Annotated in this window: 28 protein-coding genes; 19 read left to right on the top strand and 9 right to left on the bottom strand. The window is 46.7% G+C overall.

From position 1 onward, the window contains the following. Window positions 1-277 precede the first annotated feature (277 nt). Window positions 278-1,396: a CaiB/BaiF CoA transferase family protein gene (locus VF685_RS12745; protein ID WP_286385197.1), complete on the bottom strand. Its 1,119-nt coding sequence runs from the start codon at window positions 1,394-1,396 to the stop codon at window positions 278-280. Window positions 1,397-1,612: 216 nt separating this feature from the next. On the opposite strand from VF685_RS12745, the gene VF685_RS12740 reads away from it, so the two are divergent. The 4 genes from VF685_RS12740 to VF685_RS12725 all read left to right on the top strand — a co-directional run bounded on the left by VF685_RS12740 (window position 1,613) and on the right by VF685_RS12725 (window position 6,663). Next, on the top strand, window positions 1,613-2,623 hold the full coding sequence (locus VF685_RS12740) for an AraC family transcriptional regulator (RefSeq protein WP_034597576.1): 1,011 nt from the start codon (window positions 1,613-1,615) through the stop codon (window positions 2,621-2,623). Between the two features lie 181 nt (window positions 2,624-2,804). After that, complete coding sequence (locus VF685_RS12735; RefSeq protein ID WP_286385196.1) at window positions 2,805-4,010, top strand: acetyl-CoA C-acetyltransferase; 1,206 nt, start codon at window positions 2,805-2,807, stop codon at window positions 4,008-4,010. A gap of 11 nt (window positions 4,011-4,021) precedes the next feature. Then, the gene (locus VF685_RS12730) at window positions 4,022-6,154 is read left to right on the top strand and encodes a 3-hydroxyacyl-CoA dehydrogenase NAD-binding domain-containing protein (RefSeq protein WP_205779505.1); all 2,133 of its coding nucleotides are present in this window, start codon (window positions 4,022-4,024) and stop codon (window positions 6,152-6,154) included. Window positions 6,155-6,330: 176 nt separating this feature from the next. Next, window positions 6,331-6,663 (top strand): hypothetical protein, encoded by a 333-nt coding sequence (locus VF685_RS12725; RefSeq protein ID WP_104473664.1) that lies wholly within the window; start codon window positions 6,331-6,333, stop codon window positions 6,661-6,663. A gap of 56 nt (window positions 6,664-6,719) precedes the next feature. Here VF685_RS12725 and VF685_RS12720 read toward each other — a convergent pair whose 3' ends face one another. Together VF685_RS12720 and VF685_RS12715 are read right to left on the bottom strand one after the other, a co-directional pair. Then, complete coding sequence (locus VF685_RS12720) at window positions 6,720-7,160, bottom strand: GNAT family N-acetyltransferase (RefSeq protein WP_005175783.1); 441 nt, start codon at window positions 7,158-7,160, stop codon at window positions 6,720-6,722. Between the two features lie 10 nt (window positions 7,161-7,170). Continuing rightward, window positions 7,171-8,391, bottom strand: coding sequence for a class I SAM-dependent methyltransferase (locus tag VF685_RS12715; RefSeq protein ID WP_168390118.1), 1,221 nt, complete (start codon window positions 8,389-8,391; stop codon window positions 7,171-7,173). Between the two features lie 107 nt (window positions 8,392-8,498). Here VF685_RS12715 and trhA point away from each other — a divergent pair, with 107 nt between their 5' ends. From trhA to VF685_RS12700, 3 genes are all read left to right on the top strand, one after another. Then, complete coding sequence (gene trhA, locus VF685_RS12710; protein ID WP_005175777.1) at window positions 8,499-9,140, top strand: PAQR family membrane homeostasis protein TrhA; 642 nt, start codon at window positions 8,499-8,501, stop codon at window positions 9,138-9,140. 141 nt (window positions 9,141-9,281) lie between these two features. Continuing rightward, a complete protein-coding gene (locus VF685_RS12705; protein ID WP_104490129.1) occupies window positions 9,282-10,601 on the top strand; it encodes an MFS transporter in 1,320 nt (439 codons plus the stop codon). Between the two features lie 140 nt (window positions 10,602-10,741). Then, the gene (locus VF685_RS12700) at window positions 10,742-11,146 is read left to right on the top strand and encodes a hypothetical protein (RefSeq protein WP_286385195.1); all 405 of its coding nucleotides are present in this window, start codon (window positions 10,742-10,744) and stop codon (window positions 11,144-11,146) included. Window positions 11,147-11,164: 18 nt separating this feature from the next. On the opposite strand, the gene VF685_RS12695 is transcribed toward VF685_RS12700, so the two are convergent. Further along, the gene (locus VF685_RS12695; RefSeq protein ID WP_104470660.1) at window positions 11,165-12,175 is read right to left on the bottom strand and encodes a metallophosphoesterase; all 1,011 of its coding nucleotides are present in this window, start codon (window positions 12,173-12,175) and stop codon (window positions 11,165-11,167) included. A gap of 161 nt (window positions 12,176-12,336) precedes the next feature. On the opposite strand from VF685_RS12695, the gene VF685_RS12690 reads away from it, so the two are divergent. Continuing rightward, window positions 12,337-13,917: a phospholipase D family protein gene (locus VF685_RS12690; protein ID WP_286385193.1), complete on the top strand. Its 1,581-nt coding sequence runs from the start codon at window positions 12,337-12,339 to the stop codon at window positions 13,915-13,917. 21 nt (window positions 13,918-13,938) lie between these two features. Here VF685_RS12690 and VF685_RS12685 read toward each other — a convergent pair whose 3' ends face one another. Further along, complete coding sequence (locus VF685_RS12685) at window positions 13,939-14,754, bottom strand: lysophospholipid acyltransferase family protein (protein ID WP_034597361.1); 816 nt, start codon at window positions 14,752-14,754, stop codon at window positions 13,939-13,941. 368 nt (window positions 14,755-15,122) lie between these two features. Here VF685_RS12685 and hflX point away from each other — a divergent pair, with 368 nt between their 5' ends. The 6 genes from hflX (at window position 15,123) to VF685_RS12655 (ending at window position 19,295) form a co-directional block, all read left to right on the top strand. Then, window positions 15,123-16,481, top strand: coding sequence for a ribosome rescue GTPase HflX (hflX, locus tag VF685_RS12680; protein ID WP_034597358.1), 1,359 nt, complete (start codon window positions 15,123-15,125; stop codon window positions 16,479-16,481). A gap of 35 nt (window positions 16,482-16,516) precedes the next feature. After that, window positions 16,517-16,888, top strand: coding sequence for a hypothetical protein (locus tag VF685_RS12675; RefSeq protein ID WP_045794996.1), 372 nt, complete (start codon window positions 16,517-16,519; stop codon window positions 16,886-16,888). Window positions 16,889-16,899: 11 nt separating this feature from the next. Then, on the top strand, window positions 16,900-17,574 hold the full coding sequence (locus VF685_RS12670) for an LrgB family protein (protein ID WP_016659801.1): 675 nt from the start codon (window positions 16,900-16,902) through the stop codon (window positions 17,572-17,574). A 91-nt stretch (window positions 17,575-17,665) separates the two neighbouring features. Next, complete coding sequence (locus tag VF685_RS12665) at window positions 17,666-18,112, top strand: DUF2147 domain-containing protein (protein ID WP_168382185.1); 447 nt, start codon at window positions 17,666-17,668, stop codon at window positions 18,110-18,112. 179 nt (window positions 18,113-18,291) lie between these two features. After that, on the top strand, window positions 18,292-18,738 hold the full coding sequence (locus tag VF685_RS12660; protein WP_005175748.1) for a DUF2147 domain-containing protein: 447 nt from the start codon (window positions 18,292-18,294) through the stop codon (window positions 18,736-18,738). Window positions 18,739-18,842: 104 nt separating this feature from the next. After that, window positions 18,843-19,295: a DUF2147 domain-containing protein gene (locus VF685_RS12655; protein ID WP_005175746.1), complete on the top strand. Its 453-nt coding sequence runs from the start codon at window positions 18,843-18,845 to the stop codon at window positions 19,293-19,295. An 80-nt stretch (window positions 19,296-19,375) separates the two neighbouring features. On the opposite strand, the gene VF685_RS12650 is transcribed toward VF685_RS12655, so the two are convergent. Genes VF685_RS12650 through pdxA form a run of 3 tightly spaced genes read right to left on the bottom strand, consistent with a single transcriptional unit; the run spans window position 19,376 to window position 22,037 of the window. Continuing rightward, on the bottom strand, window positions 19,376-20,218 hold the full coding sequence (locus VF685_RS12650) for a symmetrical bis(5'-nucleosyl)-tetraphosphatase (protein WP_005175740.1): 843 nt from the start codon (window positions 20,216-20,218) through the stop codon (window positions 19,376-19,378). Window positions 20,219-20,225: 7 nt separating this feature from the next. After that, a complete protein-coding gene (gene rsmA, locus VF685_RS12645; protein WP_005175739.1) occupies window positions 20,226-21,038 on the bottom strand; it encodes a 16S rRNA (adenine(1518)-N(6)/adenine(1519)-N(6))-dimethyltransferase RsmA in 813 nt (270 codons plus the stop codon). Window positions 21,039-21,068: 30 nt separating this feature from the next. Then, window positions 21,069-22,037: a 4-hydroxythreonine-4-phosphate dehydrogenase PdxA gene (gene pdxA, locus VF685_RS12640; protein ID WP_127800331.1), complete on the bottom strand. Its 969-nt coding sequence runs from the start codon at window positions 22,035-22,037 to the stop codon at window positions 21,069-21,071. Between the two features lie 330 nt (window positions 22,038-22,367). Here pdxA and rplM point away from each other — a divergent pair, with 330 nt between their 5' ends. The 5 genes from rplM (at window position 22,368) to VF685_RS12615 (ending at window position 25,285) form a co-directional block, all read left to right on the top strand. Beyond that, window positions 22,368-22,796 carry a 50S ribosomal protein L13 gene (rplM, locus tag VF685_RS12635; protein WP_004857442.1) on the top strand — a complete coding sequence of 143 codons (429 nt, stop codon included), beginning with the start codon at window positions 22,368-22,370 and terminating at the stop codon, window positions 22,794-22,796. A gap of 12 nt (window positions 22,797-22,808) precedes the next feature. Next, on the top strand, window positions 22,809-23,195 hold the full coding sequence (rpsI, locus tag VF685_RS12630) for a 30S ribosomal protein S9 (protein ID WP_004785251.1): 387 nt from the start codon (window positions 22,809-22,811) through the stop codon (window positions 23,193-23,195). 323 nt (window positions 23,196-23,518) lie between these two features. Further along, window positions 23,519-24,172 carry a glutathione S-transferase N-terminal domain-containing protein gene (locus tag VF685_RS12625; RefSeq protein ID WP_104470663.1) on the top strand — a complete coding sequence of 218 codons (654 nt, stop codon included), beginning with the start codon at window positions 23,519-23,521 and terminating at the stop codon, window positions 24,170-24,172. 9 nt (window positions 24,173-24,181) lie between these two features. Further along, entirely contained in the window at window positions 24,182-24,610 is a 429-nt protein-coding gene (locus tag VF685_RS12620) for a ClpXP protease specificity-enhancing factor (RefSeq protein WP_005175725.1), read from the top strand. Between the two features lie 21 nt (window positions 24,611-24,631). Further along, a complete protein-coding gene (locus tag VF685_RS12615) occupies window positions 24,632-25,285 on the top strand; it encodes a hypothetical protein (RefSeq protein WP_005175723.1) in 654 nt (217 codons plus the stop codon). Between the two features lie 471 nt (window positions 25,286-25,756). Here VF685_RS12615 and VF685_RS12610 read toward each other — a convergent pair whose 3' ends face one another. After that, on the bottom strand, window positions 25,757-26,092 hold the full coding sequence (locus tag VF685_RS12610) for a hypothetical protein (RefSeq protein ID WP_286385192.1): 336 nt from the start codon (window positions 26,090-26,092) through the stop codon (window positions 25,757-25,759). Window positions 26,093-26,232 lie beyond the last annotated feature (140 nt).

Genomic DNA, 26,232 nt, shown 5'->3' with positions numbered 1-26,232 from the left:
GGCGTACAGCTAGTAGTTTCATTATAACGACCGACAGGATAGCGACATTTTATCTATCAACAAAATGCGTTTTTTACATATTTCATAGCGATTTTATTGATAAGTCAGCTGGACTTGCGCTGTAAGCAAGCCTTTGCAGCCATTCATTATTATTTTCTGGATCTTTCATTATTTTTTGCGTTATTTAGCATTTTTTTTCATAAGATGTTTATCCTCACTTTTGGGTCTGGATAAACATCTTATATTGGCTGATAAACCTCTTTTATAGACCGGCGCGTTACCAGTTCCCCTGCCCCAAACCTTGGCCACGGAAATCATAACGAGCTTTGGAGCGCGAGAATTTAATCGGGCAGGCCAACTGCGCTTCAGTGTCTGGGCTGTCCTGTTCCAGTGGCACTTGAACCACCCATTCGCGTTGCTGGGCCAGTGGTGAATGCAGTGCTTCTTCTAAATACAGCACCGGTTCGACACAAACATCCTGCTCGGCAAATATTTGCTGCCATTCTACCCAGCTTTTGGATTGAATTTTATTGCCAATGGCCTGTTTCACCGCCTGCCGGTCGTCTGAATCAAAAGAACTTCCTTTTTCCACAATTAGTGGCAACTCCAGGACCGCGGCCAGACCTTGCATAAATTGTGGCTCCAAACCACCGATCGAAAGATAGCGGCCATCTGAGGTACGATAATAGTCATAAAAAATCGCGCCATTTAAATGGCCAGCTTCGGGACGCTGCTGTTCCTGTCCGGCCAGGCTGGCTGCCGCAGCCATATTGTTTAAGGCCGCCACACAGTCAGTCATGGAAATATCAATATATTGTCCCTGTCCGCTGCTTTGTCGCTCAATGACGGCGGCCAGTATGCCGACCAGCGCATGTAGCGAACCACCTGCGACATCGGCAATCTGAATACCCATTGGCGGTGGCCCCGACTGTGCTCGGCCACTATGCCCGGCAATGCCAGAAAGTGCTAAATAATTGATATCATGTCCAGCCTTGGCCTGATAGGAACCGCTTTGTCCATAGCCGGTAATGGAACAATAAATCAGTCCGGGATGAATTTCTGCCAATGTGGCATAATCCAGCCCCAAACGCTGCATTACCCCGGGGCGAAACTGCTCAACCACAATATCGTAATCTTTAATTTTGGCTTTAATTTGTGCAATGCTGTCCGGGTCTTTTAAATTCAGCGTCACCGACTGTTTATTACGGTTCAGATAACTGTGCGAAGTCGCTTGGCCATTGGCATAGGGCGGAAATAGCCGGACCAAATCGGGACGGTTCGGTGATTCAATATGCACCACTTCTGCGCCTAAATCGGCCAGATAAAGCGTGGCAAATGGTCCGGGTAACAAGGTGGAAAAATCTAAAACTTTGAGTTCGTTTAAAGCGTATGACATTGGAGTTTTTACTCTATTTGTGTTGATTTTTTCATCATCTTAGAAATATAAAAGCATAAACACAATGTCATGTTCAGCCATTTACCTTGATCATTTCGGCAATTTAATATGTAAAATGGCAAAATAACTCAAGTAAATTGCCAAAAACTTTATTTTTAATGTCATTTAGGTCAAACATACGTGATTACCAAAGACAAAGAGTCAGAAGGCTTTAATATGAGCCGCGATACCATCAGTATCCACTTCGTAAATGCGGCTCTAACCGGTGTCAAACGCCTTGGCATGGACGTCGAGACCTTATTATCACACGTGGGTATTGAGGCCGAGCTGTTACGCCAGCCCAAAGCGCGAATCTCGCCAGAACAATATACCCGTTTTATTAAAATGCTGTGGATGGTGACTCAGGACGAGCACATCGGCTTTGATGTTCAAGGCCGCCGCTTAGGTACTTTTGCCATCATGTGCCAGCTGATCATCCATGCCAAAACCTTGGGTGATGCCTTAGAATTGTCCTCCCAGTTCTATAAACTGTTTGGCGATGAATGGTCGGTGACGCTGGAACGTGACAAACACGAAGCCCGTCTGGTGCCGTTAATTCCTAAGAGCATGGACCCGGACCACTTTATTACTGAAAGTATGCTGATGATCTGGCATGGTCTGGCATCGTGGTTAATTGAACGCCGTCTGCCGCTGGAACGTGTCCACTTTGGTTATGAGCGCCCTGCCCATGCCGATGAATACGATGCACTGTTCTTCGCCCCGGTAATGCAGTTTGATATGCCACGTACCGAAATTACCTTTGCGGCCGACTATCTGGACTTGCCAATTCGCCAGAATGAAGAAACCTTGGAAGAATTCCTGAAAGCGGCACCGGCACAGTTATTGGTGAAATTCAAAAATACCAACTCTTTAACTTCACGAATTCGTGATGTCTTAAAGAGCCAGATTGGCGAAGAAATGCCAACCTTGAATGATGTTGCCTCAATGCTGTATCTGTCGCCGCAAACCCTACGCCGCCGTCTGGCAGCCGAAGGTAAAAGCTATCAGGGCGTCAAAGATGCCTTACGTCGTGATGCCGCGATTCACCTGTTGCTGAATCCGGAACTGACGCTAGAAGATGTAGCGCAACAGGTCGGCTTTAGTGAAACCAGTACCTTCCACCGTGCCTTTAAAAAATGGACTGGAGTGACACCAGGACTATATCGCCAGCTACACGGTTATCACTAAACATTTTTTAGACAACGTCTTTTCAAGTTTGATCTTCCTCTCCGCCCTCACCGCGAAGTGAGGGCTTTTTTTATTGGCGAAAAGCATCATCTGACCTCGCCCGTTCTCGTCATTGCACTTCATCAATTAATCATTACACTCAAAAAGCATAACAATTTAAAACTCATCAAAGGGATAGCATATGAGCGAGGCTTATATTATTGATGCCATTCGCACACCACGCGGAAAAGGAAAAAAAGATGGTTCACTCTATGAAGTGAAACCGATCAGTCTGGTCACCACCCTGTTGCGTGAATTAAAACAGCGCCATCAGCTGGATACTGCCCAGGTCGATGATATTGTGCTGGGCTGCGTCACACCGGTCGGTGATCAGGGTGCCGATATTGCCAAAACAGCAGCGATTGCTGCCGGCTGGAACAATGATGTGGCAGGTGTGCAGATCAACCGTTTCTGTGCCTCCGGTCTAGAAGCCGTGAACTTGGCCGCGCAAAAAGTCCGCTCTGGCTGGGAAGGTCTGGTCGTCGCCGGTGGAGTGGAGTCAATGTCCCGCGTACCAATGGGTTCGGATGGTGGCCCGTGGGCGCTGGACCCGGAAACCAACATGGCCTCGGAATTTGTCCCGCAAGGCATTGGTGCCGATTTAATTGCCAGCATTGATGGCTATAGCCGCGCCGATGTCGATGCCTTTGCCGAGCAGTCACAAAAGAAAGCCGCGGCTGCGCAGGCCAATGGTCATTTTGAGCGTTCAATTGTGCCGGTCAAAGACAAAGCCGGGGTGGTGATTCTAGCCAAAGATGAATTTATTAAACCGGATACCACGGCAGAAGGTCTGGCCAAACTCAATCCAAGTTTTGAAATGATGGGACAGATGGGTTTTGATGCCATTGCACTGCAAAAATATCCTGAAGTCGAGAAAATTCAGCATGTGCATCATGCTGGTAACTCCTCCGGTATTGTCGATGGTGCCGCGCTGGTGTTACTGGCCTCGGAAAAAGCCGTACAGGAACAGGGTTTAAAACCACGCGCCAAAGTGCTGGCCACGGCACTGGTTGGTGCTGACCCGACCATCATGCTCACCGGTCCTGCACCGGCAGCCCGTAAAGCTCTGGCCAAAGCTGGCTTAAGCATTGAGGACATTGACCTGTTTGAAGTCAATGAAGCTTTTGCGGCGGTGGTGATGCGGTTTATTAACGAGATGCAGGTCGATCCGGCCAAAGTCAATGTCAACGGCGGTGCAATAGCCATGGGTCATCCACTCGGGGCCACCGGTGCCATGATTTTAGGCACCCTGCTGGATGAGCTGGAACGTCAGGGCAAAAAACGTGGTCTGGCCACCTTATGTGTCGGTGGCGGTATGGGTATTGCCACCATTATTGAACTGGTTTAAGGAGGAGCCGCATGAGCGCTATTCAATTCGAAAAAAACGCCGACAATATTGTAATCTTAACGCTAGACTCGCCAAACCAGTCCGCCAACACCATGAATGCAGATTTCCGTGCAGCTTTGGCAGAAACTGTGGAAAAACTCAAAGCCGATGAACAGATTGCCGGAATTATCTTCCGTTCGGCCAAAAAAACCTTCTTTGCCGGCGGTGATCTCGATGAACTGATTCAGGCCCAGCCGGAACAGGCCAGCGACTTTTTCCAAATGGTAGAAGGCATGAAAGCCCAGCTGCGTTATATCGAAACGCGTGGTATTCCGGTGGTGGCTGCCTTAAATGGTACAGCGCTTGGCGGTGGCTGGGAACTGGCATTGGGCTGCCATCACCGCATTGCCTTGAATGACCCAAAAACCAGATTCGGTTTACCGGAAGTGACTTTGGGCCTGCTACCAGGTGGCGGCGGCATCGTGCGAATGGTACGTCTGCTCGGCCTGCAAACCGCTTTTCCATTTTTAATCGAAGGCAAACAGTTTGGGGTAGAAAAAGCTCTGTCTTTGGGCTTGATCCATGACACGGCCGACTCAGCAGATGAAATGCTGCAAAAAGCCATCGACTGGATTCAGGCACATCCGAAATCACAGCAACCGTTTGATGTAAAAGGCTATAAAATTCCGGGAGGTGATCCGAAACATCCAGCGGTGGCGCAGATGCTGGCGATTGCTCCGGCGATTTTACGTGACAAGACCAAAGGCTGTTATCCAGCACCGGAAGCGATTATGTCGGCTGCGGTCGAAGGCGCGCAGGTCGATGTCGATACCGCACTGACCATTGAATCACGTTATTTTACCTATCTGGCGACTGGTCAGGTCTCTAAAAATATGATTGGCACCTTCTGGCACGGCCTGAATGCCATTAAATCCGGCGCCAGCCGCCCACAGGATATTCCGCAGTGGCAGGCGAAAAAAGTCGGTATTTTAGGTGCCGGGATGATGGGTGCCGGAATCGCCTATGCCGCAGCCATTAAAGGCATTGCAGTCATCCTAAAAGATGTTGCTATAGAAAATGCCGAAAAAGGCAAAGCCTACAGCCAAAAACTGCTGGATAAAAAAGTTGCTCAAGGGCGGATGACTGCGGAAAAACGCGACCAGATTCTGGCGCGCATTACCCCAACCGCCTCAGCGGCAGATCTGGCTAGCTGCGACCTGATCATTGAAGCGGTGTTTGAAAATCAGCAATTAAAAGCACAGGTGACCCAGGAAGCCGAAAGCTATCTGGCTGCCGATGGCGTGATGGCCTCTAATACTTCGACCCTGCCCATTAGCGGTCTGGCACAAGCTGCGAACGATCAAAGCCGTTTTATTGGCCTGCATTTCTTTAGTCCGGTCGATAAGATGCAACTGGTTGAAATTATTAAAGGCCAGAATACCAATCGTGAAACCGTGGCCAAGGCCTATGACTTTGTCCAGCAGATTGGCAAGACGCCAATTGTGGTCAATGACAGTCGTGGTTTCTTTACCAGCCGTGTGTTTGGCACCTTTGTGCAGGAAGGTCTGCGTATGCTGGCAGAGGGCATCCATCCGGCCAAAATTGAAATGGCCGCGCTCAAAGCCGGGATGCCTGTTGGACCGCTGGCGATTCAGGATGAAGTCTCGCTGACCTTATCCGAGCATGTCGCGGCAGAAACCCGCAAAGCCTTGCAGGCGGAAGGCAAAGAACGCCCACGCTCAGGTGCAGATGAAGTCATTGAAACCATGATCCATCAGTTTAACCGTAAAGGTAAAGCAGCCGGCGCCGGGTTCTATGACTATCCTGAAGGTGGCAAAAAATCGCTCTGGGAAGGCCTCAGTTACTGGAAAAAAGAGCAGACTGTCGATGAGCAGGAACTGATTGACCGCTTCCTGTTTGTCCAATCGCTGGATACTTTGCGCTGTCTGGAAGAAGGCGTGCTGGAATCGGTGGTAGATGGTAACGTCGGCTCGATTTTCGGGATTGGTTTTGCCCCGTGGACAGGTGGTGCCCTGCAGTTCCTGAATCAATATGGACTAAAAGATGCGTTAAACCGAGCACAAGCTCTGGAACAACGCTATGGTGAGCGTTTTGCCCCACCGCAGTTATTGAAAGATAAAGTCGCGCAAGGCGAACAAATTTAAACCCATTCATCTGGGTAGTATTCAAGAGGCCTTTAGGGCCTCTTGTCTGTTCTGGCGACAGTATTGAGCCGCGCCTCGGCGCAAGGAAAGCATTTTCTTGGCTTGGACTTTGAAATAATTATGTTATAAAGTTTCAACAGATTCAGTTTTCTTTTTATCCAATTGGGCAGTTTGTTATGACCGACCACTCATCTCCAGAAAAATCTCCTTGGGGTTGGAAAGCACTTATTATTTTCTCGGTTTTAGGTGCGTTATTTCTTGGCCTGTTCTATCTTGCCGTGAGCAATGAACCGGACTATATGCCAAGCCAGCAGAATAAACACAACACCCAGCAACATGCCTTTAAAAATGCACCTGCCATGTCTGAAGAGGCTTTGGCCAAAGCTCAGGCTGACCGCGAAGCGCGTGAAGCTCGTGCGGCGGCCAGCGCAGAACAGCATCAGATGACCGAAGCGGAACACGCTGCCATGGATGAAAGCCATAGCGATACCACCGGACATGGTCACTAATCAGCAAATATTAAAAAAGCGGACTCCATGTCCGCTTTTTTAGTGGATGCAGATTGCTATTTTTCTTCAGTTGGATGCAGTTCACGGCGCATCCGAATATGCGGAATGCCGCAGTCCAGATATTCCTCACCTTCAACCTGAAAACCAAGCTGCTGATAAAAACCGGTGGCATAGACTTGTGCTGATAACACCAGAAAAGGACGCTGCTCCTGCTGGGCCTGCTGAATAATGGCTTCCATCACTTTCTTGCCCAGACCTAAACCTCTGTAAGACTTTAAGACCGCAACCCGGCCAATGCTATGGTTGGAGAGCAAACGTGCGGTAGCGATTGGCTGCTGCTGTGCATACGCGACAAAATGTAGCGCTACTGCATCCTCCTGATCCCATTCATCTTCCGGGGCAATTGCCTGCTCCTGAATAAAAACCGCTTCACGAATTACTTTGGCATCGGCCTGCAAGTCCTGCCAGCTGCCGGCATGAATACTGATCTGGCTCATTGTTTTATCCTTAACATTTACGTCCGATATCCTGCTGGTCCCACTGATCATTCAGCAATAGCTCCAGCGAATGTTTCTGAATGCCATAGAGTTCTTTTAAGGCCTGAATCTGGGCCAGCACTGCCGCATCTGGCGCAGTATAGTCTTTGCGTTTGGTGGCCAGAATCATCTTGTTTTTGCTGGTATGTTCCAGTGACACAAACTCAAACACCTTGGTTTCATAGCCATAGGCTTTCAGCAATAAGGCCCGGATGGTATCGGTGAGCATTTCCGCCTGCTGTCCGGCATGGATTCCAAAGTGCAGCATCGGTTGCAGCACTTTGGGTGCCTGTAACTGCGGACGCAATTCTTTATGGCAACACGGCGCACACATAATCATTTGTGCATTCAGGCGAATGCCGGTGTGAATGGCAAAGTCGGTGGCGACATCACAGGCATGCAAGGCAATCATCACATCCAGCTGTTCCGGTGCATAGGTACGGACATCGCCCTGGAAAAAGTCCAGTTGCTGAAAGCCGGAATCTTGCGCCACCTGCTGGCAGAACGCGACCATTTTCGGATTCAGTTCCACACCGGTCACATACGGCGTCTGCTGATGCTTGGCCAGATAGTCATACAGGGCAAAAGTTAAATAGCCTTTGCCAGAACCAAAATCGACAATATGCAAGGGCTGATCTTGAGTGTTGAGCTGCTCCACCGCCCCGGAGAAAATTTCCACAAATTTATTAATCTGTTTCCATTTTCGCGCCATGCTCGGAATGATCTGGCCATGCTGATCGGTAATGCTTAAATGCTGCAAAAATGGGCTGTCCTGTTCGACATAACGCTGTTTGCTGCGGTCATGACCTTGCGTAACAGTTGCCGGTGCAACCTCAGCTTTTTTCTTGTTCACCATCAGTATGGCTTTTTTCTTGTTCTTTTTCAGCTGCAGGTCTTCATCTCGCGTCAATAAATTGGCCTGTTTGCAGCAGCCTAGCAGCGCGCTGACCTGAGCCACAGCCTCAGATAAAGGATAGTTTTTGGTAACATCCTGGGTTTTATATCGGTACACACAGTTCAGTACAGCTTCATTTTGCAAAGAAATGACCCGGAAGGTCATTTTTTCCAGCTGTTCAAGTTCGCCTTTGTACTGACTCAGAATTAAACGCTCAAAACGCTGTGTTTCAATGGCTTGCTGAAACGCATCTAGAAATTGTTGTTCCGGATTGGGAGAAGTCGCCAATTGAGACATGAGTAAAACCTGAAATGAATTGCAGCTAAAGTGTAAAGCGTCTTACGCGAAATGCAAAATTGAATTACTATACATTCGTATATTTTAATTATAACGATCCCACGCTTATGAATGCACCCTTGGCACCCGACTACGATCCGGTTGAAGAACGAATGAACTTCATCAGCCATGCCATAGGCGCGGCTTTGGCGCTGGTGGCCGGTATTTTTTTAGTGATTAAAGGCAGTTATTTAAGTATTGGCCCTTGGATCGGGCTGTGGGTCTATGCGCTGAGTATGTTCCTATTGTTTTCGGCGTCCAGTCTGTACCATTATGCCGACAGCCCACAGCGCCGCGGCTGGTATAAAAAGCTCGATCACACCGCCATCTATTATTTAATTGCCGGCACCTATACCCCTTTTCTGTCTATCGCCATTCCTACTGCCAAAGCGCAATATCTGTTAATTGCACTGTGGATTATTGCCCTGATTGGCACTGTATTTAAGCTGGTGTTCATCAACCGATTTCAGAAAATTTCACTGATTGCCTATCTGGTGATGGGCTGGTTAGCACTTCTGGTGATTGATGATATGCAACGCTTTTTAAGTCCACCTGCGCTAACTTTTTTATTGATTGGTGGAATTTCTTATACGATTGGTGCATTGTTTTATGCGTTAAAACGGGTAAGATACACACACGCTATCTGGCATATTTTTGTATTGATCGGGGCAGGATCACATTTTCTGTCTATCTATCTGTACGTGATTTAATTGTTTTGATTCTCCATTTCAGTGACCCTGAGCGCGTTGAATCGAAACGATTGCCGTTGTTTTTTTAAGAAATTACGCCTTTTTTAAAAAGATTACGCTTGTAAAACTAATTTTTTATTTTTAATAAGTGTAAGGTCATTCATGGCGTCATCAACTTCTGCTGCAATCAATGAAGAAGCAGCACCAACGAACTCAAAATTTCGTGTCCTCACCGCGAGTCTGGTAGGCACTACCATCGAATTCTTCGATTTTTATATTTATGCGACTGCTGCGGTCATTATTTTCCCGTACCTGTTCTTCCCGACCAGTACCGATCCAATGACCGCCACCATTCAGTCTCTGGCCACCTTTGCCATTGCCTTTATTGCCCGCCCGATTGGCGCGGCACTGTTTGGTCACCTCGGTGACCGTATTGGGCGTAAAGCCACCCTGGTCGCTGCGCTGCTGACCATGGGGATTTCCACTGTAGCCATTGGCCTGTTACCCACCTATGCACAAATCGGCATTGCCGCACCGTTACTGCTGGCCCTGTGCCGTTTAGGTCAGGGGCTGGGCTTGGGCGGTGAATGGTCAGGTGCGGTTTTACTGGCCACCGAAAATGCACCGGAAGGCAAACGTGCCTGGTACGGCATGTTTCCGCAACTGGGTGCTCCAATTGGTTTTATTCTGGCCACCGGTTCCTTCCTGCTGTTAGGCGCGTTCATGAGCGAAGAAGCGTTCATGAGCTGGGGCTGGCGTATTCCCTTTATTTCCAGTGCTTTACTGGTGATTGTTGGTCTGTGGATTCGTTTAAAACTGCATGAGACACCGGCTTTCCAGAATGTTTTAAACAAACAGAAAGAAGTGAATGTACCGTTTAAAGAAGTCATGACCAAACATTGGGGCATGCTGATTTTAGGCACCATTGCCGCGATCTGTACGTTCGTGGTGTTCTATCTGACCACGGTATTCGCGCTCAACTGGGGCACCACCCAACTCGGTTATAGCCGCGCCGACTTCCTGGAATTACAGCTGATTGCTACCCTGTGCTTTGCAGCGTTTATTCCACTCTCAGCGATTTTGGCAGAAAAATTCGGTCGTAAAGCCACGTCTATTGGGGTGTGTATTGTATCGGCGCTCTTTGGTCTGGTTTTTGCCAGCATGCTGGAATCTGGCAATACCTTGGTGGTGTTCCTGTTCCTGTGTATTGGTCTGGCGATTATGGGGCTGACCTATGGTCCAATTGGGACCGTTCTGTCAGAGATTTTCCCGACTTCGGTACGTTATACCGGGTCTGCGCTGACCTTTAACCTGGCCGGTATTTTCGGTGCCTCTTTTGCACCGCTGATTGCCACCAAACTGGCGACCGAATATGGTCTGGCTGCCGTGGGTTATTACCTGACAGCTGCATCTATCTTGTCACTTCTGGCCTTCCTGGCGATTCGTGAAACCAAGCATGATGATGTCAACAGCCAGATTTAAAATGTTCATCTGACTGAAAAAAACCAGTGTAGATAACGCTGGTTTTTTTATTTGTGATGCAAAATCATACACAAACACACTATTGCATCTGGCCAAGTTTAGAAACAATAAAAGCTTATCCCCCGCCAGCAGGTCATTGTATGGATCGTCAGATTGAAACCCTTCGGGAAGAACAACTGGTGAAAGTTATTTTGTTGCTGGATGATGGCAAACGCCATGAAGCGGTGCAGTACCTCAGCACAGACAGTCATGTGACTGAAGCAGAAGCCCAGCAGCTGATTGATGAACTGATTCGCCAGCACGGTCTGGCCATGGAGGCCTCCAAGGGTGAATGTGCCCCCAAACCGATAGACGACATCAGCACACCTTATTTTGATACTGAAGATCCACCGCGCCCGCAGCTACATACCGAAGCACAGGCCCCGGTCGAAACAGCGGCAAATGGCATTGAAGATTTAAACCGGAATAATCACCGCCTGAATATTGGGGTATTGGTCTTGATTGGCGTCGTGATTCTGATTGCCTTGCTGTGGTGGGTCTTTTAAAACGCCCACCCTGTAGCATTAGCAGAGTTCAATAATATCAATGGTCGGTGGCACCCGAAAACGAAATGGCACACCCACCATTCCGGTACCAACAGTGACAAACACATCGGCATGTTCATGCCGGTACAGGCCTTTTTTATGACCAACAATAGATACGCGTTTCATCACATAATCGGTCAGCCACGGCAATTCCACCTGACCGCCATGGGTATGTCCCGACAGCATTAAGGGATGAGTTGGCAATTTCGGCACCATATCGACCGTATCGGGGTTATGCGACAAAATCAGCCACGGCTTGTCTTGCGGTAAATCCGGCATATAGCGCATATCGGTACGGCCGGACCATAAATCGCCAATCCCAATCAGGCGGAACTCGTCAAACTCGACAATCTGCCCTTCAATATCAATCACATGATTAACCTCAAGCGCATGTTTGAGCAGTTCCTGAATCGGCGGACCAGGATACTGTTCATCGTGATTGCCGGTCACGGAATAAATTGGCGCTTTAATCTCTTTTAGTATTGCCAGCTCATCGGCCAGTTTATTTTCCGGCTCATAGGTCCAGTCACCTGCCACCAGCACCATTTCCGGTTCTTCCTGGTTAATCTTGGCGACAATCTGCTTAAGCTGGCGTTCATGCCCCGAAAACAGACCTATATGCAGGTCGGCAATCAGGGCAATTCGGACTGGGCGTTGTAGCGGCTGATCGGGTAGCATCTGATAGCGGGTAGTTTTCACCAGAATCAGATGCGGTTCAATAAAACGCGCATAGACCAGCACACCACTGACTAGCCCGATAAAAATGGCCTCATGCAAGGAGTAATAGCCAATCCAGCCGGCATAAATACTAAAGAAGAACAGCGGAATTAATAAATAGGATAGATAAAAGGCCAGCAGATGCACAAAGGCTTTAAAGGGATGAATCGTTTCTGTATTGGCCTGACTGCGCCACGCCTGTGACACGGCCCAAACTGCCAGTATGGCCAAGCCGATATAGAAATACAGTATAATTGATTGGCTATCCCACATAGTTATGCCCGACTCTCCCCCGGCGACTAAATTCGTCCGTTCTTATATTTATCTTTTCACAGCTGGCAATTATACTCAAACCAAATTTTGGACTTGTTTTAGACAATATGATACATCCTGACAAATTTAATTTGCAATCAAATACATACGCGAGAAGTTCTATGTCTGCTTCTACCGCGGCCATGCTGTTGAGTTGCAGTTTAGTGTTGGGAGTCAGTGGCTGTTCAACCCTGCCCAAACAGATTGAACATCCGGTTCAAATGGCTTTTGAAACGCCAACCGAGCATACCCATCTGGCCCAGATTGTATTGCCGCTGCGTGAAAAAAATCCGCAGCTGACCGGTTATCGGGTGCTGTACGATCCGCTGGAAGCCCTGTCAGCACGCTTGTATTTAATTGATAAGGCAGAAGAAACCCTAGACCTGCAATATTATATCTGGGACAACGACAAAATCGGGGCGCTGGCACTACATTCAATTATTCGCGCAGCTGATCGCGGCGTGAAAGTGCGCTTGCTGGTCGATGATAACAATGCCAAGAAAATGGAAGGTATTTATCTGGCGCTGGACCAGCACAGCAATATCGACGTCAAGCTATACAATCCGTACCGCTTCCGTAAATACCGCGCCATGGACATGGTGCTAGATTTAAAACGTATCAACCGGCGCATGCACAATAAAAGCTTTATTGCCGATAACCAGATTGCCCTGATTGGCGGGCGCAATATGAGTAACCAGTATTATAACGTCAGCGACAGCTACCAATTTTCCGATGTCGATGTGATGCTGGTCGGTTCTGCCTCCGATGAAATCATTCACTCCTTTGATGAATACTGGAATGATGATTATGCCTATTCGGTCAAGCAGCTGGTCAATCCACAGCAGCATCATCTGCGTTATGAAAGCCTGAAACAGCAGCTCGAAGACCATTCTGCAGAAGTGGCGGTACAAAATTATCTTGATTTAGCCACACGCTCCCAAGCCATTGAACAGTGGTTTAACCACAAAATCCAGTTTGACTGGGTCAAAGCAGAAGTGGTGAAAGACTCGCCAAGCAAGATTAAAGACCGCGCACCCAAAGAAGAATTACTGAATTTCCAGCTGCTCAGTCATCTGGAAAAACCGACTGAAAGTGTGGATATCATTTCGGCCTATTTTGTGCCGGAAGAATCCGGGGCTGACCGCTTAAAACAGCTGGCCAATGACGGCGTACAGGTGCGGGTACTGACCAATTCCTATAAGGCCAATGACGTTCCGCTGGTACATGCGTTTTATGCCAAATACCGTCAGGACTTACTGGAACATGATGTCGAGCTGTATGAATTCTTGTATGCACCCGAGGCCGAGCACCTGAACAGCAATACTGAAGAACTGTCGAAAAAAGCCAAAGTCAGCTTAAAAGGTCTGAGCCGTTCCAGCCTGCATGCCAAACTGATGGCACTGGATGAAAAACAGGTCTTTATTGGCTCTTTTAATTTTGATCCGCGTTCGGCCTATTTAAACAGTGAAATTGGCGTATTGCTCAACAGTCCGACGCTGGCGAGATCGGTGCATCAGACCATGGATGCCAATTTATCCAAATATGCTTACCGTCTGGTGCTGGATGCACAAAACAACATTAACTGGCGTGTCGTAAATAGCAAAGGTGAAGAACGCGTATTTGTTAAAGAACCAAAAATGAAATGGTATGAAAAAGCAGCCATGAAAATCATTTCCTGGCTGCCAATTGAGGGCTTTATGTAAGCCTGCAACACAGGTTAAAGCTTAAGCACTGGCCTGCTGAATCAGGACTTTTTGATGCAGCTGCTCCAAGCCCTCAATCATCTTGTTTTGAACCAGCGAGGTCAGGCTTTCCACCGTATGCCCTTCTACCGAAATCGGGTTAAGAGCCATTAAATGTGCAGTGACTTTCGGCATTTCCAGCACATTTTTAACATGCTCAATAAAGGTCATTTCATTGATAAACGGCGCTACGGTATCCAGCTCGCCCTGCTGGTTGATATAACAGATCAGGCAGATTTGCACCGGACGCTGCGCTTCAATTGCCGCACCCAATAAACGGCCATGTACTTTTTTAATTTTAGTCCCGTCCGAAGTGGTGGCTTCCGGGAAAAACAGTACCGGCACATCCTGTTTTAAAAACTGGGTAATCTGGTCGCGGATTTTAATTGAATCTCCCGAACCGCGTTTAATAAATAAAGTTCCGCCACCTTTGGCCAACTTTCCAAACACCGGCCATTGCTCTATTTCAGCTTTGGCCAGAAAAAACACCCGTGCACCTGAACCGAGCACCGGCACATCCAGCCATGACACATGGTTGCTGACCCATAAGGCCGGCTGAGTTGGAATTTCTCCATGCACTTCAACTTCAATATTGAACACCTTGCACAGCTGACGGCAAAAATGCTGCACATAACGGGTATTCTGCGGATTATTCGGCTGCTTATACAAGCTGTGACGATACACCAGATAAAAGCCTTCGCTCACCGCTGCCAGACCGGCAGTGATTTTTTTAGAATAGAGAAAAAATTTGGACAAACTATTCATTGAAGCGGATGAAGATAAAGAAACTTGAGACATAGCATAATCGTGAATTGCGAAAATCACAGCAAGAATTGTTCAGAGAACTGTATTCTATCTTGAAGCAATTGACCAGACATTGATCATAAGCACCGAAAAACTGTCCAGATCGCTCAATTGAAATGCGCTATGCCAATTCTTCTACAGTCTTGCTGCAATGGATAAATCCACAGCAAATCCCTTGATGTAATGATCATCCTGATGAATCAGATACAACGATCAAGCTTTCCATGCCTCCCTCTCACAAAGAGGATGATACTGATTCCAAATTGAGGATTGTGAGGATTCGCCTGCTTTTTGTCATGCTGCTGTAATCATCTTCATCTAGTTCACGCAGCTGGCGCTTTTTGCTCTAGAATAGAATTTTCATGAGGAGAAATGCCCAGGTGCCAGATTACCAGCAACATCAAGGTGGTGAACGCGTTGTGCTCGTGAGCGTCAGCGTACAGATTTTAGAAGACCTTGATGCAGAAGAATTTCATCTGCTTGCAAAATCTGCAGGTGCTGAAGTTTTGCAGCATGTGTTTGCCCAGCGGATTAAACCCGATGCCAAGTTATTTATCGGTTCTGGTAAAGCGGACGAAATTGCTGCGCTGGTTGCAGAACTCGAGGCTGAACTGGTGATTTTCGATCATGCGTTGACGCCGGCACAGGCACGTAATCTTGAAAAAATCATGAAATGCCGTGTGGTCGACCGGACCGAGCTGATTCTGGATATTTTCGCCCAGCGCGCCCGGACCTATGAAGGGAAATTGCAGGTCGAGCTGGCACAATTGCATCACCTCTCCTCACGCCTGATTCGTAGCCGCGGCAATCTGGACAGTCAAAAAGGCGGGATTGGTTTACGTGGTCCGGGTGAAACCTTGCTGGAAACCGACCGCCGCCTGTTAAGAATTCGTATGGGCCAGCTGAAAGCCAAACTGGATAAAGTCCGCCAGACCCGTATGCAGGGTCGTGTGGCCCGTCAAAAAGCCGCCGTTCCTACCGTATCACTGGTTGGCTATACCAATGCCGGCAAATCGACGCTGTTTAATATTCTGGCCAATAGCGATGTCTACGCCGCCGATCAGCTCTTTGCTACGCTCGACCCGACCTTACGCCGGCTGGAATGGGATGGGATTGGTACGCTGGTGCTGGCCGATACCGTGGGTTTTGTCCGTAATCTCTCGCACTCGCTGGTGGAATCATTTAAGGCCACGCTGGAAGAAACTCTGGAAGCGACCTTGTTGCTGCATGTGATTGATTCCAGCAGTCCGGACATGCTGGAACAGATTGAAGCAGTTGAGCGCGTCCTGAAAGAAATTGGCGCAGATGTGCCGGTGCTCAGGGTTTATAACAAAATCGACTGCACCGGCGAGCAAGCCAAAATTGTCTATGCCAAGCCACATCAGCCGGAGCGAGTTTATATTTCTGCGCATTCCGGTCAGGGACTGGAGCTGTTACGTCAGGCCGTGCATGAATGTCTGATGGGCCAGATTCAAAGTTTTGATGTGGTGTTAAAACCGGCCTATGGCAAATTACGCAACCAGTTTTATGAACTGAATGTAATCCAGTCCGAGCACTATGATGAGCAGGGACAACTGAATCTGCGCGTAAATATGGCCCCGGCCAAACTGGAACAGATGATCCGTCAGGCGCACTTGCCACTGGACGAAATTCTGGGTGCCAAGGCTCAGCAATTTAAACGGCCTTTAGAAGAATTTGAAATTGATGATGAGATCAGTTAAAACTTGAACAGTAAAATATGACCGACTGATAAAAAATGAACAGGCTTAAACGTATCGACTGGCCAGCTTGGATTGGCACACTGCTCTTAATTATTGTATTTCGTGAAACAGCCGTCTGGATTGCGACCTATTTCAACCATCCTGAACTGGGCAACCTGATGGGTTTACTCAGCCTGCTGGTGGTGCTTTTCCTGTGGCGCCGACTGCATAAAATTCCAGCCCGGATTGTCGATACCAACAATAAAATCATGAAAGAAAGTGCGTTTGCCTTTTTACCGATTAGTGCCGGCTCACTGCTGATGCTGACCCATATGGGCAATAAAATTCCGGCTTTTCTGGTGGTGCTGTTTCTCAGCACCCTACTGCCGTTATGGCTGTATGCCAAAATGGCCAAACGCTGGCTCTAGGAGATTAAAACATGCTCGCAATTGTTTATGGCTTTTTAATCACCCTGGTGGCCTATCTGCTTGCCAAACCCTGTAACCAGAAACTGCCGCAAATTCCGGTCATTGTCTTTGGCATGATTTTTATTGTGCTACTGCTGTATGTATTTGGCATTCCCTATGAAGATTATATGGCACAGGTCAATCCGCTGTTTAACCATCTGCTGGGTTATGTGACCGTGGCACTGGCGATTCCGCTGGCGGCCATGCGCTATGATGATCTGCCACTCAAAGCCATTCTGGGTATTTTGCTGTTTGCCAGCATCAGTGCCGTGGCCTTACCGATGGGACTGGCCTATCTCTTACATATGGCCGGCGATGACATCATGGCATTTGCCACCCGTGCCGTGACCACACCAATTGCCATCAATATTGCCACCCTGCTGGAAGCACCGGTCAGTCTGGCCATTCTGATTGTGATTTTATCTGGGGTGATTGGTGCCGCTTTCTCGCCGCTGCTGCTGCGTCATATTAATGATGAGCGCGCCTCAGGACTGGCCTTAGGCCTTGCTGCTCATGCAATTGGCACAGCGCAAGCCTGGCAACGCGGTAGTGTGGCCGGACGTTATGCTGCATTTGGAATGGCGGTGAATGCCGTGTTTACCGCAGTCTGGCTGCCAACATTTATACTCTTTATTCAAAAAATGTGACTCAAGAATCAATATTTACATCTTGTGTTGATGAAAAAATATTCTTAAGATGAAAATTGAATTTTTTGAAGTGTATTAAAGGGATAGAAACATGGGGAAATTTAAATATACAGTGGCACTTCTGGCAGCCACATTCAGTGCCGGCATTTTCGCGGAAGATCTCTCCGGTACCTGGCGCAATATTGATGATAAAACCGGTTCATCCAAAGCCATTTTAGAGATTCGTCAAGAAGCTAATGGCACTTATACCGCTAAAATCGTCAAAGTAACGCCACGTCCGGGTTACACAGCAAAAGAAACCTGTGTCAACTGCCCTGCACCATATACCAATCAGCCCATTTTAGGCATGGATGTACTAAAAGGACTGGCGTATAAGGGCAAACTCAACTATAGCGGCGGCAAGATTATTGATCCGCTGTCTGGCAATATTTACAGTACCAAAGCTAAACTGAGCAGCAACGGTAAACGTCTAACCCTCAGAGGTTATGTCGGTGTATCGGCCTTAGGACGCAGCCAAACTTGGATTAAAAGCGAATAATTAATCACTTCTCTTTTCACATAAAATGCCACACGTTCGTGGCATTTTTTATTGGTTTTTCTGCATCTTAGTTGCAACTTTAAGATTAATTACCTCTCAAATCGCTTGACTCCTTCCACAACTCGCTTTATACCTTGAATTAACCTCTGTGATAACTTTCGACAATCAAAGGAACTGATATGAAGAAAAATGTATTGATGGGCGCATTTGCAAGCTTCATCTTCAGTGGCTCAGCGTTTGCATCAGACCTAACGGGTATCTGGCAAAGTATTGATGACAAAACAGGCTCACCTAAAGCACTTATTGAAATTACCCAAGCTGAAAATGGCAGCTTTACAGGTAAAATTATTAAAGTCACACCAAGACCAGGCTATACTCCAAAAACTATGTGTGTGAATTGTCCTGCACCTTATACCAACAAACCTTTGGTGGGTTTGGAAGTTATTCATGGCTTAAAGCATGTGGAAAATAACAACTATGCCGATGGACGTATTTTAGATCCACTTACAGGCAAAATGTATAGCCTGAAAGGCCGTTTAGCGTCTAATAATAAACGTCTAACTTTACGTGGTTACGTCGGAATTTCAGCCATTGGTCGGACACAAACGTGGATTCGCCAACAATAAGCGAGTAATTGTGTCGCATCGGTCATTTTTTCTAGATACTCGGGACTTTGTGTCAGTCAATTCACAGATTAGACTAGCCGCAAAGACCGAGTAAGGGAAATAAAATGATTCAGAAATTGGCTTTAGGAATAGCCGTCATCTTCGGCAGTCTAAGCACTTTGGCGATGGCACAAGATTTAGCAGGGACTTGGCAACAAATTGATGATAAAACAGGCTCACCTAAAGCTGTCATCGAAATTCGTAAAGAAGCCAATCAAACCTATACGGGTAAAATTATTAAAGTAACTCCACGTCCAGGTTATACCCCACGTGAACTTTGTAATAAGTGTCCTGCGCCTTATACTGACCAACCTATTTTAGGGATGGATATTTTAAAAGGCTTAAAACAGATCAAAGACAGCAATAATTACGAAAAAGGACGCGTAATTGATCCATTGGCAGGTCGTATTTACGATGCAAAAATCCGCCTCAACTCGACAGGTAAGCGTTTGACTTTGCGCGCTTATATGGGGGTGTCTACACTAGGGCGCAGCCAAACTTGGATTCGAATTCAATAAAATTCAAAAAAACAGCCACTTTAATAGGTGGCTGTTTTCATTTCGACATCACATTTTTAAATTATAAAGATAAAATATTGTTACCATTCTTCCAGTGGATTATCCACTGTAAACAATTGCTGGTCTTCCAAACGATAAGCCACCAGTTGATGCCCCCAGACACAGCCCCCATCGACATTCTGAATCTGGGCGGAAATAGTTTTGCCTTGCAGCGCGGCCCAGTGCCCAAAAATAATCTGATGCGTTTCAGCTGCAGCCGAAACATATTCAAACCACGGTTTAAAGCCGGCCGGCATCGGATCGTCCAGACTGTCTTTAAAACTGAACTCCAGGCGTCCTTCTGCATCGGTCAGGCGCATGCGGGTTAGATAGTTGACGATACAGCGTAAGCGTTCATTGCCTTGCAAATCATCTGACCAGAGGGCTGGCTCTTTGCCAAACATCTCGGCTAGGAAATGATCCATTACCGCAAAATCGTCATGCTGAATCACCGCTTCAACTTCTTTGGCCAGCGCCTGAGTTTTTTCCGCACTCCACAAATGCGGAATACCGGCATGGGTAATGATGGTCGATTCATTCGGACAGACACATAACGGCTGCTTGCGTAACCAGTCAATCAATTCATCGCTGTCAATGGCATCAATCACATCGCGGGTCTGGTCTTTGTCTTTAATCTCTTTCAGGCCACGTGCACCAGCCAGCAAAGTCAGGTCATGATTGCCCAGCACTGTGGTCGCAACACCACGATCAGCCAGCTTTTTGACAAAGCGCAACACGCCAAGCGAGTTTTCACCACGTGCCACCAGATCACCGGCAAACCAGATAAAGTCCTGATCCGGATCAAAGCGGATTTCCTTGAGCAAGGCTTTCAGGGCTTCAAAACAGCCCTGTACATCGCCAATCACATAGTTATAACGTGCCATCGTTGTTTTACACCACCATTTGATCTGCCAAAGCCACAAATTCGGCCAGGGTCAGGGTTTCTGGACGTGCCATCGGATCAACACCGGCTTTTTCAAAACCATCTTCTGCCAGCATGCCTTTTAAGCTATTGCGCAAGGTTTTACGACGCTGGGTAAACACATGCGAAACCAGACGTGATAAAGCCTTTTCATTTTTTGCCACAATCGGTTTCACCTCATACGGCTCTAAACGAAACACCGCAGAAGTCACTTTTGGTGGCGGGTTAAAAGAGCCCGGTGGCACTTCAAACAGGAAAGTTGGTTTGCAGTAATACTGAATCATCACCGACAAACGGCCGTATTCTTTGGTATTTGGCGCAGCAGTAATCCGGTCGACCACTTCTTTTTGCAGCATGAAGTGCATGTCTTTGACTTTGTCACCAAACTCCAGGAGATGGAACAACAGTGGGGTCGAAATGTTATACGGCAGGTTACCCACCACACGGAGTGGACGGTCATCTTCAAACAGATTGCTAAAATCATATTTCAGCGCATCGGTTTCAATAATGGTTAAACGTTCCGGATGTGGCACACGCCCCGGCAAACCGGCAGCCAGATCACGGTCCAGTTCCACCACGGTCAAGGCATCACATTCACCAATTAATGGTGAAGTTAAGGCCGCCAGACCCGGGCCAATTTCAACAATATTATCGCCCGGACGCGGATTGACCGAGCGTACAATTTTCGCAATCACACGTTGGTCATGTAAAAAGTTTTGACCAAAACGCTTGCGCGTGTGGTGCCCTTCATCTTTCGGGTTTAAGGCATTAATCTGATACATAAAGATTTCCAACGTGTAATAAAGACAAGATCAGTGACGCGCTAAATCCAGCGCCAAATCAACAGCCACATTCAGGCTTGAGCTTTTCGCAAGACCGCTGCCTGCGAGGGAGAGTGCTGTGCCATGATCAACTGAAGTGCGAATAAACGGCAAGCCCAAAGTAATATTGATGGCTTCACCAAATCCTTGCGATTTTAGCACAGGTAAGCCCTGATCGTGATACATCGCCAGAACCGCATCGGCATCTTTTAGGTTTTCCGGAGTAAATAAGGTATCAGCCGGCAGGCTTAAACTCATCTGGATGCCCTGCGCGCGATAGCTTTCCAGCACCGGATTAATCACCTCAATTTCTTCCATGCCCAAATAACCGCCCTCACCGGCATGCGGATTTAAACCACAGACCAGAATATTCGGCTGCTCAATTTTAAATTTGGATTTTAAATCGTGGATGAGAATATCAATCACCTGATGCAGACGTTCAGCGGTAATCGCATCAGCCACTGCACGCAGCGGTAAATGCGTAGTGGCCAGGGCCACTCTTAGGGTTTTGGTGGCCAGCATCATCACCACGCGCGGCACGCCCGCAAACTCCTGGTAATATTCGGTATGGCCACTAAAGGCTATACCAGCGTCATTGATGACTGACTTCTGTACCGGCGCAGTCGCTACCCCGACACTTTTGCCTGACATGGCATAATCGGCCGAACGACGTAGCTGTTCCAACACATAAGCGGCATTTTGCGGATTCAGCTCGCCCATCACCACAGCTTGCTGTAAAGGCACATGCTCGACATAGAGCTGCCCTTTTTCTGAAGAAGCAGTTTGCCCGCTGTATTCAATCAGTTCTACCGGCATCTTCAACACTTGCGCACGCTGGGCCAGCATGGCCAGATCGGCCAGAACCACAACGGGACGCTCATCTACACTGTCGGCAAGATGCAGACAAATATCCGGGCCAATGCCGGCAGGTTCACCACTGGTCACATATAAAGGCAGCATGATTGATCCTAAACAATAAGGCATCTCCCATTATAAGCAGACTTTGACCGCAGCGGCCGTGAATTCTGCTGAAGATTCGGGCAGATTGGCCGGTTTTGGGGCAATCTAAACTGCTTTTAAAGGCTAATGTTTAGCTGAAAGTTGATCAGTACTAGGCACGGCAGATGGATGTTCTTGGCAAGTCTTTTCTTTTCTCAGGATTTTGATTAAAATACAGCGCTTGAAATTTTATATTTTCATTGTGGTTCTCGACAATTTCGTTTAGAATCTCGTCTCCTTTTTGTTTGGACTGATTCACCGTCCAAACCAACTATAATAGGTAGTGGTTTAATGAAAACTCTCAGCGCTAAGCCAGCTGAAGTTCAACACGACTGGTACGTTGTTGATGCTTCTGGCAAAACTTTAGGTCGTCTTGCGACTGAAATCGCTCGTCGTTTACGCGGTAAGCATAAGACTTCTTATACTCCTCACGTTGACACTGGTGACTACATCGTTGTTATCAACGCTGAACAAGTTCAAGTAACTGGTAACAAGTCACTTGACAAAAAATACTATCGCCACACTGAATTCCCAGGCGGTTTAAAAGAAACTAACTTTGAAAAGTTAGTTGCTCACAAACCTGAAGAAATCTTCCAACGCGCTGTGAAAGGCATGTTGCCAAAAGGTCCTCTTGGTTATGCAATGATCAAGAAAATGAAAGTGTACGCTGGTAGCGAGCATCCTCATACTGCTCAACAGCCACAAGTTTTGGATATCTAAGGGATACAGCACATGGCTACTAACTATGGTACAGGTCGCCGTAAGACCGCAACTGCACGTGTTTTCTTATCTGCTGGTACTGGTAAACTCGTGATCAACAACCGTTCATTAGAGCAATATTTCGGTCGTGAAACTGCTCGTATGGTTGTTCGTCAACCTTTAGAGCTTCTTGAAGCAACTGAAAAATATGACCTTTACATCACTGTTGCTGGTGGTGGTATCGGTGGTCAAGCAGGCGCGATCCGTCACGGTATTACTCGTGCATTAATCGCTTCTGACGAGACTTTAAAACCTGCTCTTCGTCAAGCTGGTTTCGTTACTCGTGACGCTCGTGAAGTTGAACGTAAGAAACTTGGTTTACGTAAAGCACGTAAACGTCCTCAATTCTCTAAACGTTAATTCGTTTACCGAGTTGGACAAAAAGCCTTGGTTTATCCAAGGCTTTTTTATTGGCTGTTATTTTAAAGATAAAGGAATTTATTGTTCAGGTACATCTTTACCCCAACTGCCCTCATGCAGCCAGAAGGCCTTGCTGAAATAATAGTTCACTACCCCAATTCCTAAGCAGAACATCAGAAACACAAGTTTTATCATCATACTGCGCCGCTCCTGTTATTTTTTTATAATCTAACCCATTTTCACCCGATTCATCCTTTTTCGCTTCGTGCTTTTTAGGTTGAATTTTAGTATCCTAACTGATTCATTTTGCTGCTTACTGATTTATGTCCTTGGAAAATACACCGCTACAGGGAATTACACTATACAGTCATGCAGACGATTTCCGCTCGCACTGGATTCGCCTGGTACTGGCTGAGAAGAATATTAAATATCATCTGGTCCTGGTCGACCATGAAGATGAAGATTTAGCCAGCCTGAATCCTTATAATCGCTTACCCATGCTGGTAGAGCAAGATTTAAAACTGTTCCATGCCCCAATTATTTCCGAATATGTTGATGACCGCTACCGGCAAAACAAGCTCTATGCCGATGCACCAGCACCCCGCGCAGAGCAGCGCCAATACATCTGGCGTTTTGAGCAGGACTGGCTAAAGCTGGCCGATATCCTGCTTTGCCATGAAGATACCCTGAATAGCGCAGCACAGGCCAAGGCACAAAAGCAGCTTCGTGATACACTGGTCTCACTCACACCATTATTTCAGCATTTCCCTTATTTTATGGCGGAAAACTTTGGCATCCTGGATTGTATGCTGGCCCCAATTTTCCTGCGCTTGAAAGCCATGGGCATTGAACTGCCAAAACAGCATTGCCGCCCGATTCATTTATATTGCCAGCGAATTTTTAGTCGCCCTGCATTTGTAAAATCCTTAACCGTGCAGGAAAAAAACCGCTATAGCGAATTTTTAATAAATAAGTAGAGAGTAGATATGTCTGAACAGGAACTCAACTTAAGCCCAACCCGTCCCTATCTAGTGCGTGCCATTTATGAATGGATTTGCGACAACCAGCTTACACCGCATATTCTGGTCGATGCCACCCAACCCAACACCATGGTGCCAGAGCAGTTCATTCAGGATGGCCAGATTGTGTTAAATATCGTGCCACATGCAGTCCATGGCTTGCACATCTCCAATGATGCCATCAGCTTTTCGGCGCGCTTTGGTGGCGTAGCACGCGATATTTATGTACCCATTGCTGCAGTTTTGGGGATTTATGCTCGCGAAAATGGCCAGGGTTTATTCTTTGATCCAAGTGAATATGAACATATCCAAAATGATCCAAATGCTTTAAAATCAAGCACAGAGGAACAAACTGAAACACCAAAGAAAAAACCAAGCCTAAGATTATTAGATTAAAAAAGAAATAGGAGTAAATGCATGGCTTTTGATTTAGTACAATACTTTAGCGATCAGGTTAAAATTCAAAAGCCTCAGCTTTTGCAGCAGTACGATGCTGATAGCCGCAATGCATATATCCAGGAACTCAATGCGCTAACTCTAGGCAAACTGATTCGTCTGTGGCGCGAAGATGACAATAAGCTCTATCAGGAAATCAAGACCCTCGATCCGCTGTATATTCAGGAAGTGTCCCGTCATCTGACCACTTCGGTACACAACCAGTCTGAACTGCCTAAACCTGAACTCGAACACGGTATTAGTGAAATTTTAAGCCTGCAACTGACCGAATTAAAACAGTTAGATGAAACCGGTAACTTCGGCAGCAATGGCTTAAAAGAGCTACTACAGGGTCAAATTGAACATCTGTCAGGTCAGGCAGATGATTGGGTTTGGTCAACAAACGAGCTAACAGAGTTAAAGGGCTCTAAACCCCTTCCCCAAGAAGAGCTATCATTAGATGATACGATGAAGGAGTTTAATCAAATGTTACATCAACAAGCCGATCATGCGCCGGTAGAAAGCACAGTCGCAGCAGAACCGACTGTTCCAGGCTGGGCCAAAGTTTTGGAACCTGTCGTAGCAATTGCGATTCTATGGATTCTATATTGCGCAGCAAGCCAAATGTTTGCTTAAGCAGTCTGATTCCAAACCGCCTGACATAGGCGGTTTTTTATGGCTGAAATTTTCCAATAAATAGTTCAGTCTCCTTGTACGTTTTGGCTTACATTGAATGAAGATAATTGAGGCTAGGCGTACACACAGAATTTTCGTATTCTAAATTCATCAGGAAACAGGATGTTTCCCAAACGAAAAACAACAATAATAAGTTTGTACACCAGGATCGTGAGGTACGACAGGAGTTATACCTAAAGCACGAAATACGAAGAAACCCCGTCAGGATGATGGGGTTTCTTTTTATCTATTCTCTCTACAGCAGCTCTACCATTATACTCACTACGAAAATAAATAGCGTTCATCTTTCTAGATGACGAAGGTATGATCTTGAGATAAGATTATTGCTTAACCCCTATCACCCCTTGAAGAAGACTTAAAGGGCGTATTAAAGCATGCTGCTACAGCAGTTCAATGAGCCTTAGAGATGGTTTAGGGAGTATAATAAAAACTCATATTCCCTGTAGATAAGCCTGCAATAAACGCATATTCAACATAAAACTCTGTCATGTTGAATACATATAACACGGTACACACCAAGCCAAAGACCACTAATCCAGACATTACGGGTGCTGCCTTATACTCTGCATGCTTATATATTGGGGTTTGTAAAATAGAATAATATAATTTTTTTCGATTAATATAAAAGCGATTAAAAATCGGTAAACGGATAATCAATATATGCATCAGCACAATTCCGAGAATCCAATGTATTACCACCACCCAGTAGTTCAATAATATATGCTCAGGATACATACCAATAGCCACGAAAATGACTGAAATGCAGAAATTTAACAACAAATAGCTGGGATAAAATTTTCTATACATGGGTTATTTTGATAATTTTATTTATTTTGAAGCACTATAGCTTTATTAAAAGCATAAAAATCCCCCTGCTATTTAAGCTA

Origin of the sequence: Acinetobacter sp. Brlt_5 (genome assembly GCF_051949055.1) — a bacterium.
GTDB lineage: Bacteria > Pseudomonadota > Gammaproteobacteria > Pseudomonadales > Moraxellaceae > Acinetobacter > Acinetobacter indicus.
Note: the sequence above shows the minus strand (reverse complement) of the source record. Positions and strands in the feature narration are given on the sequence as shown.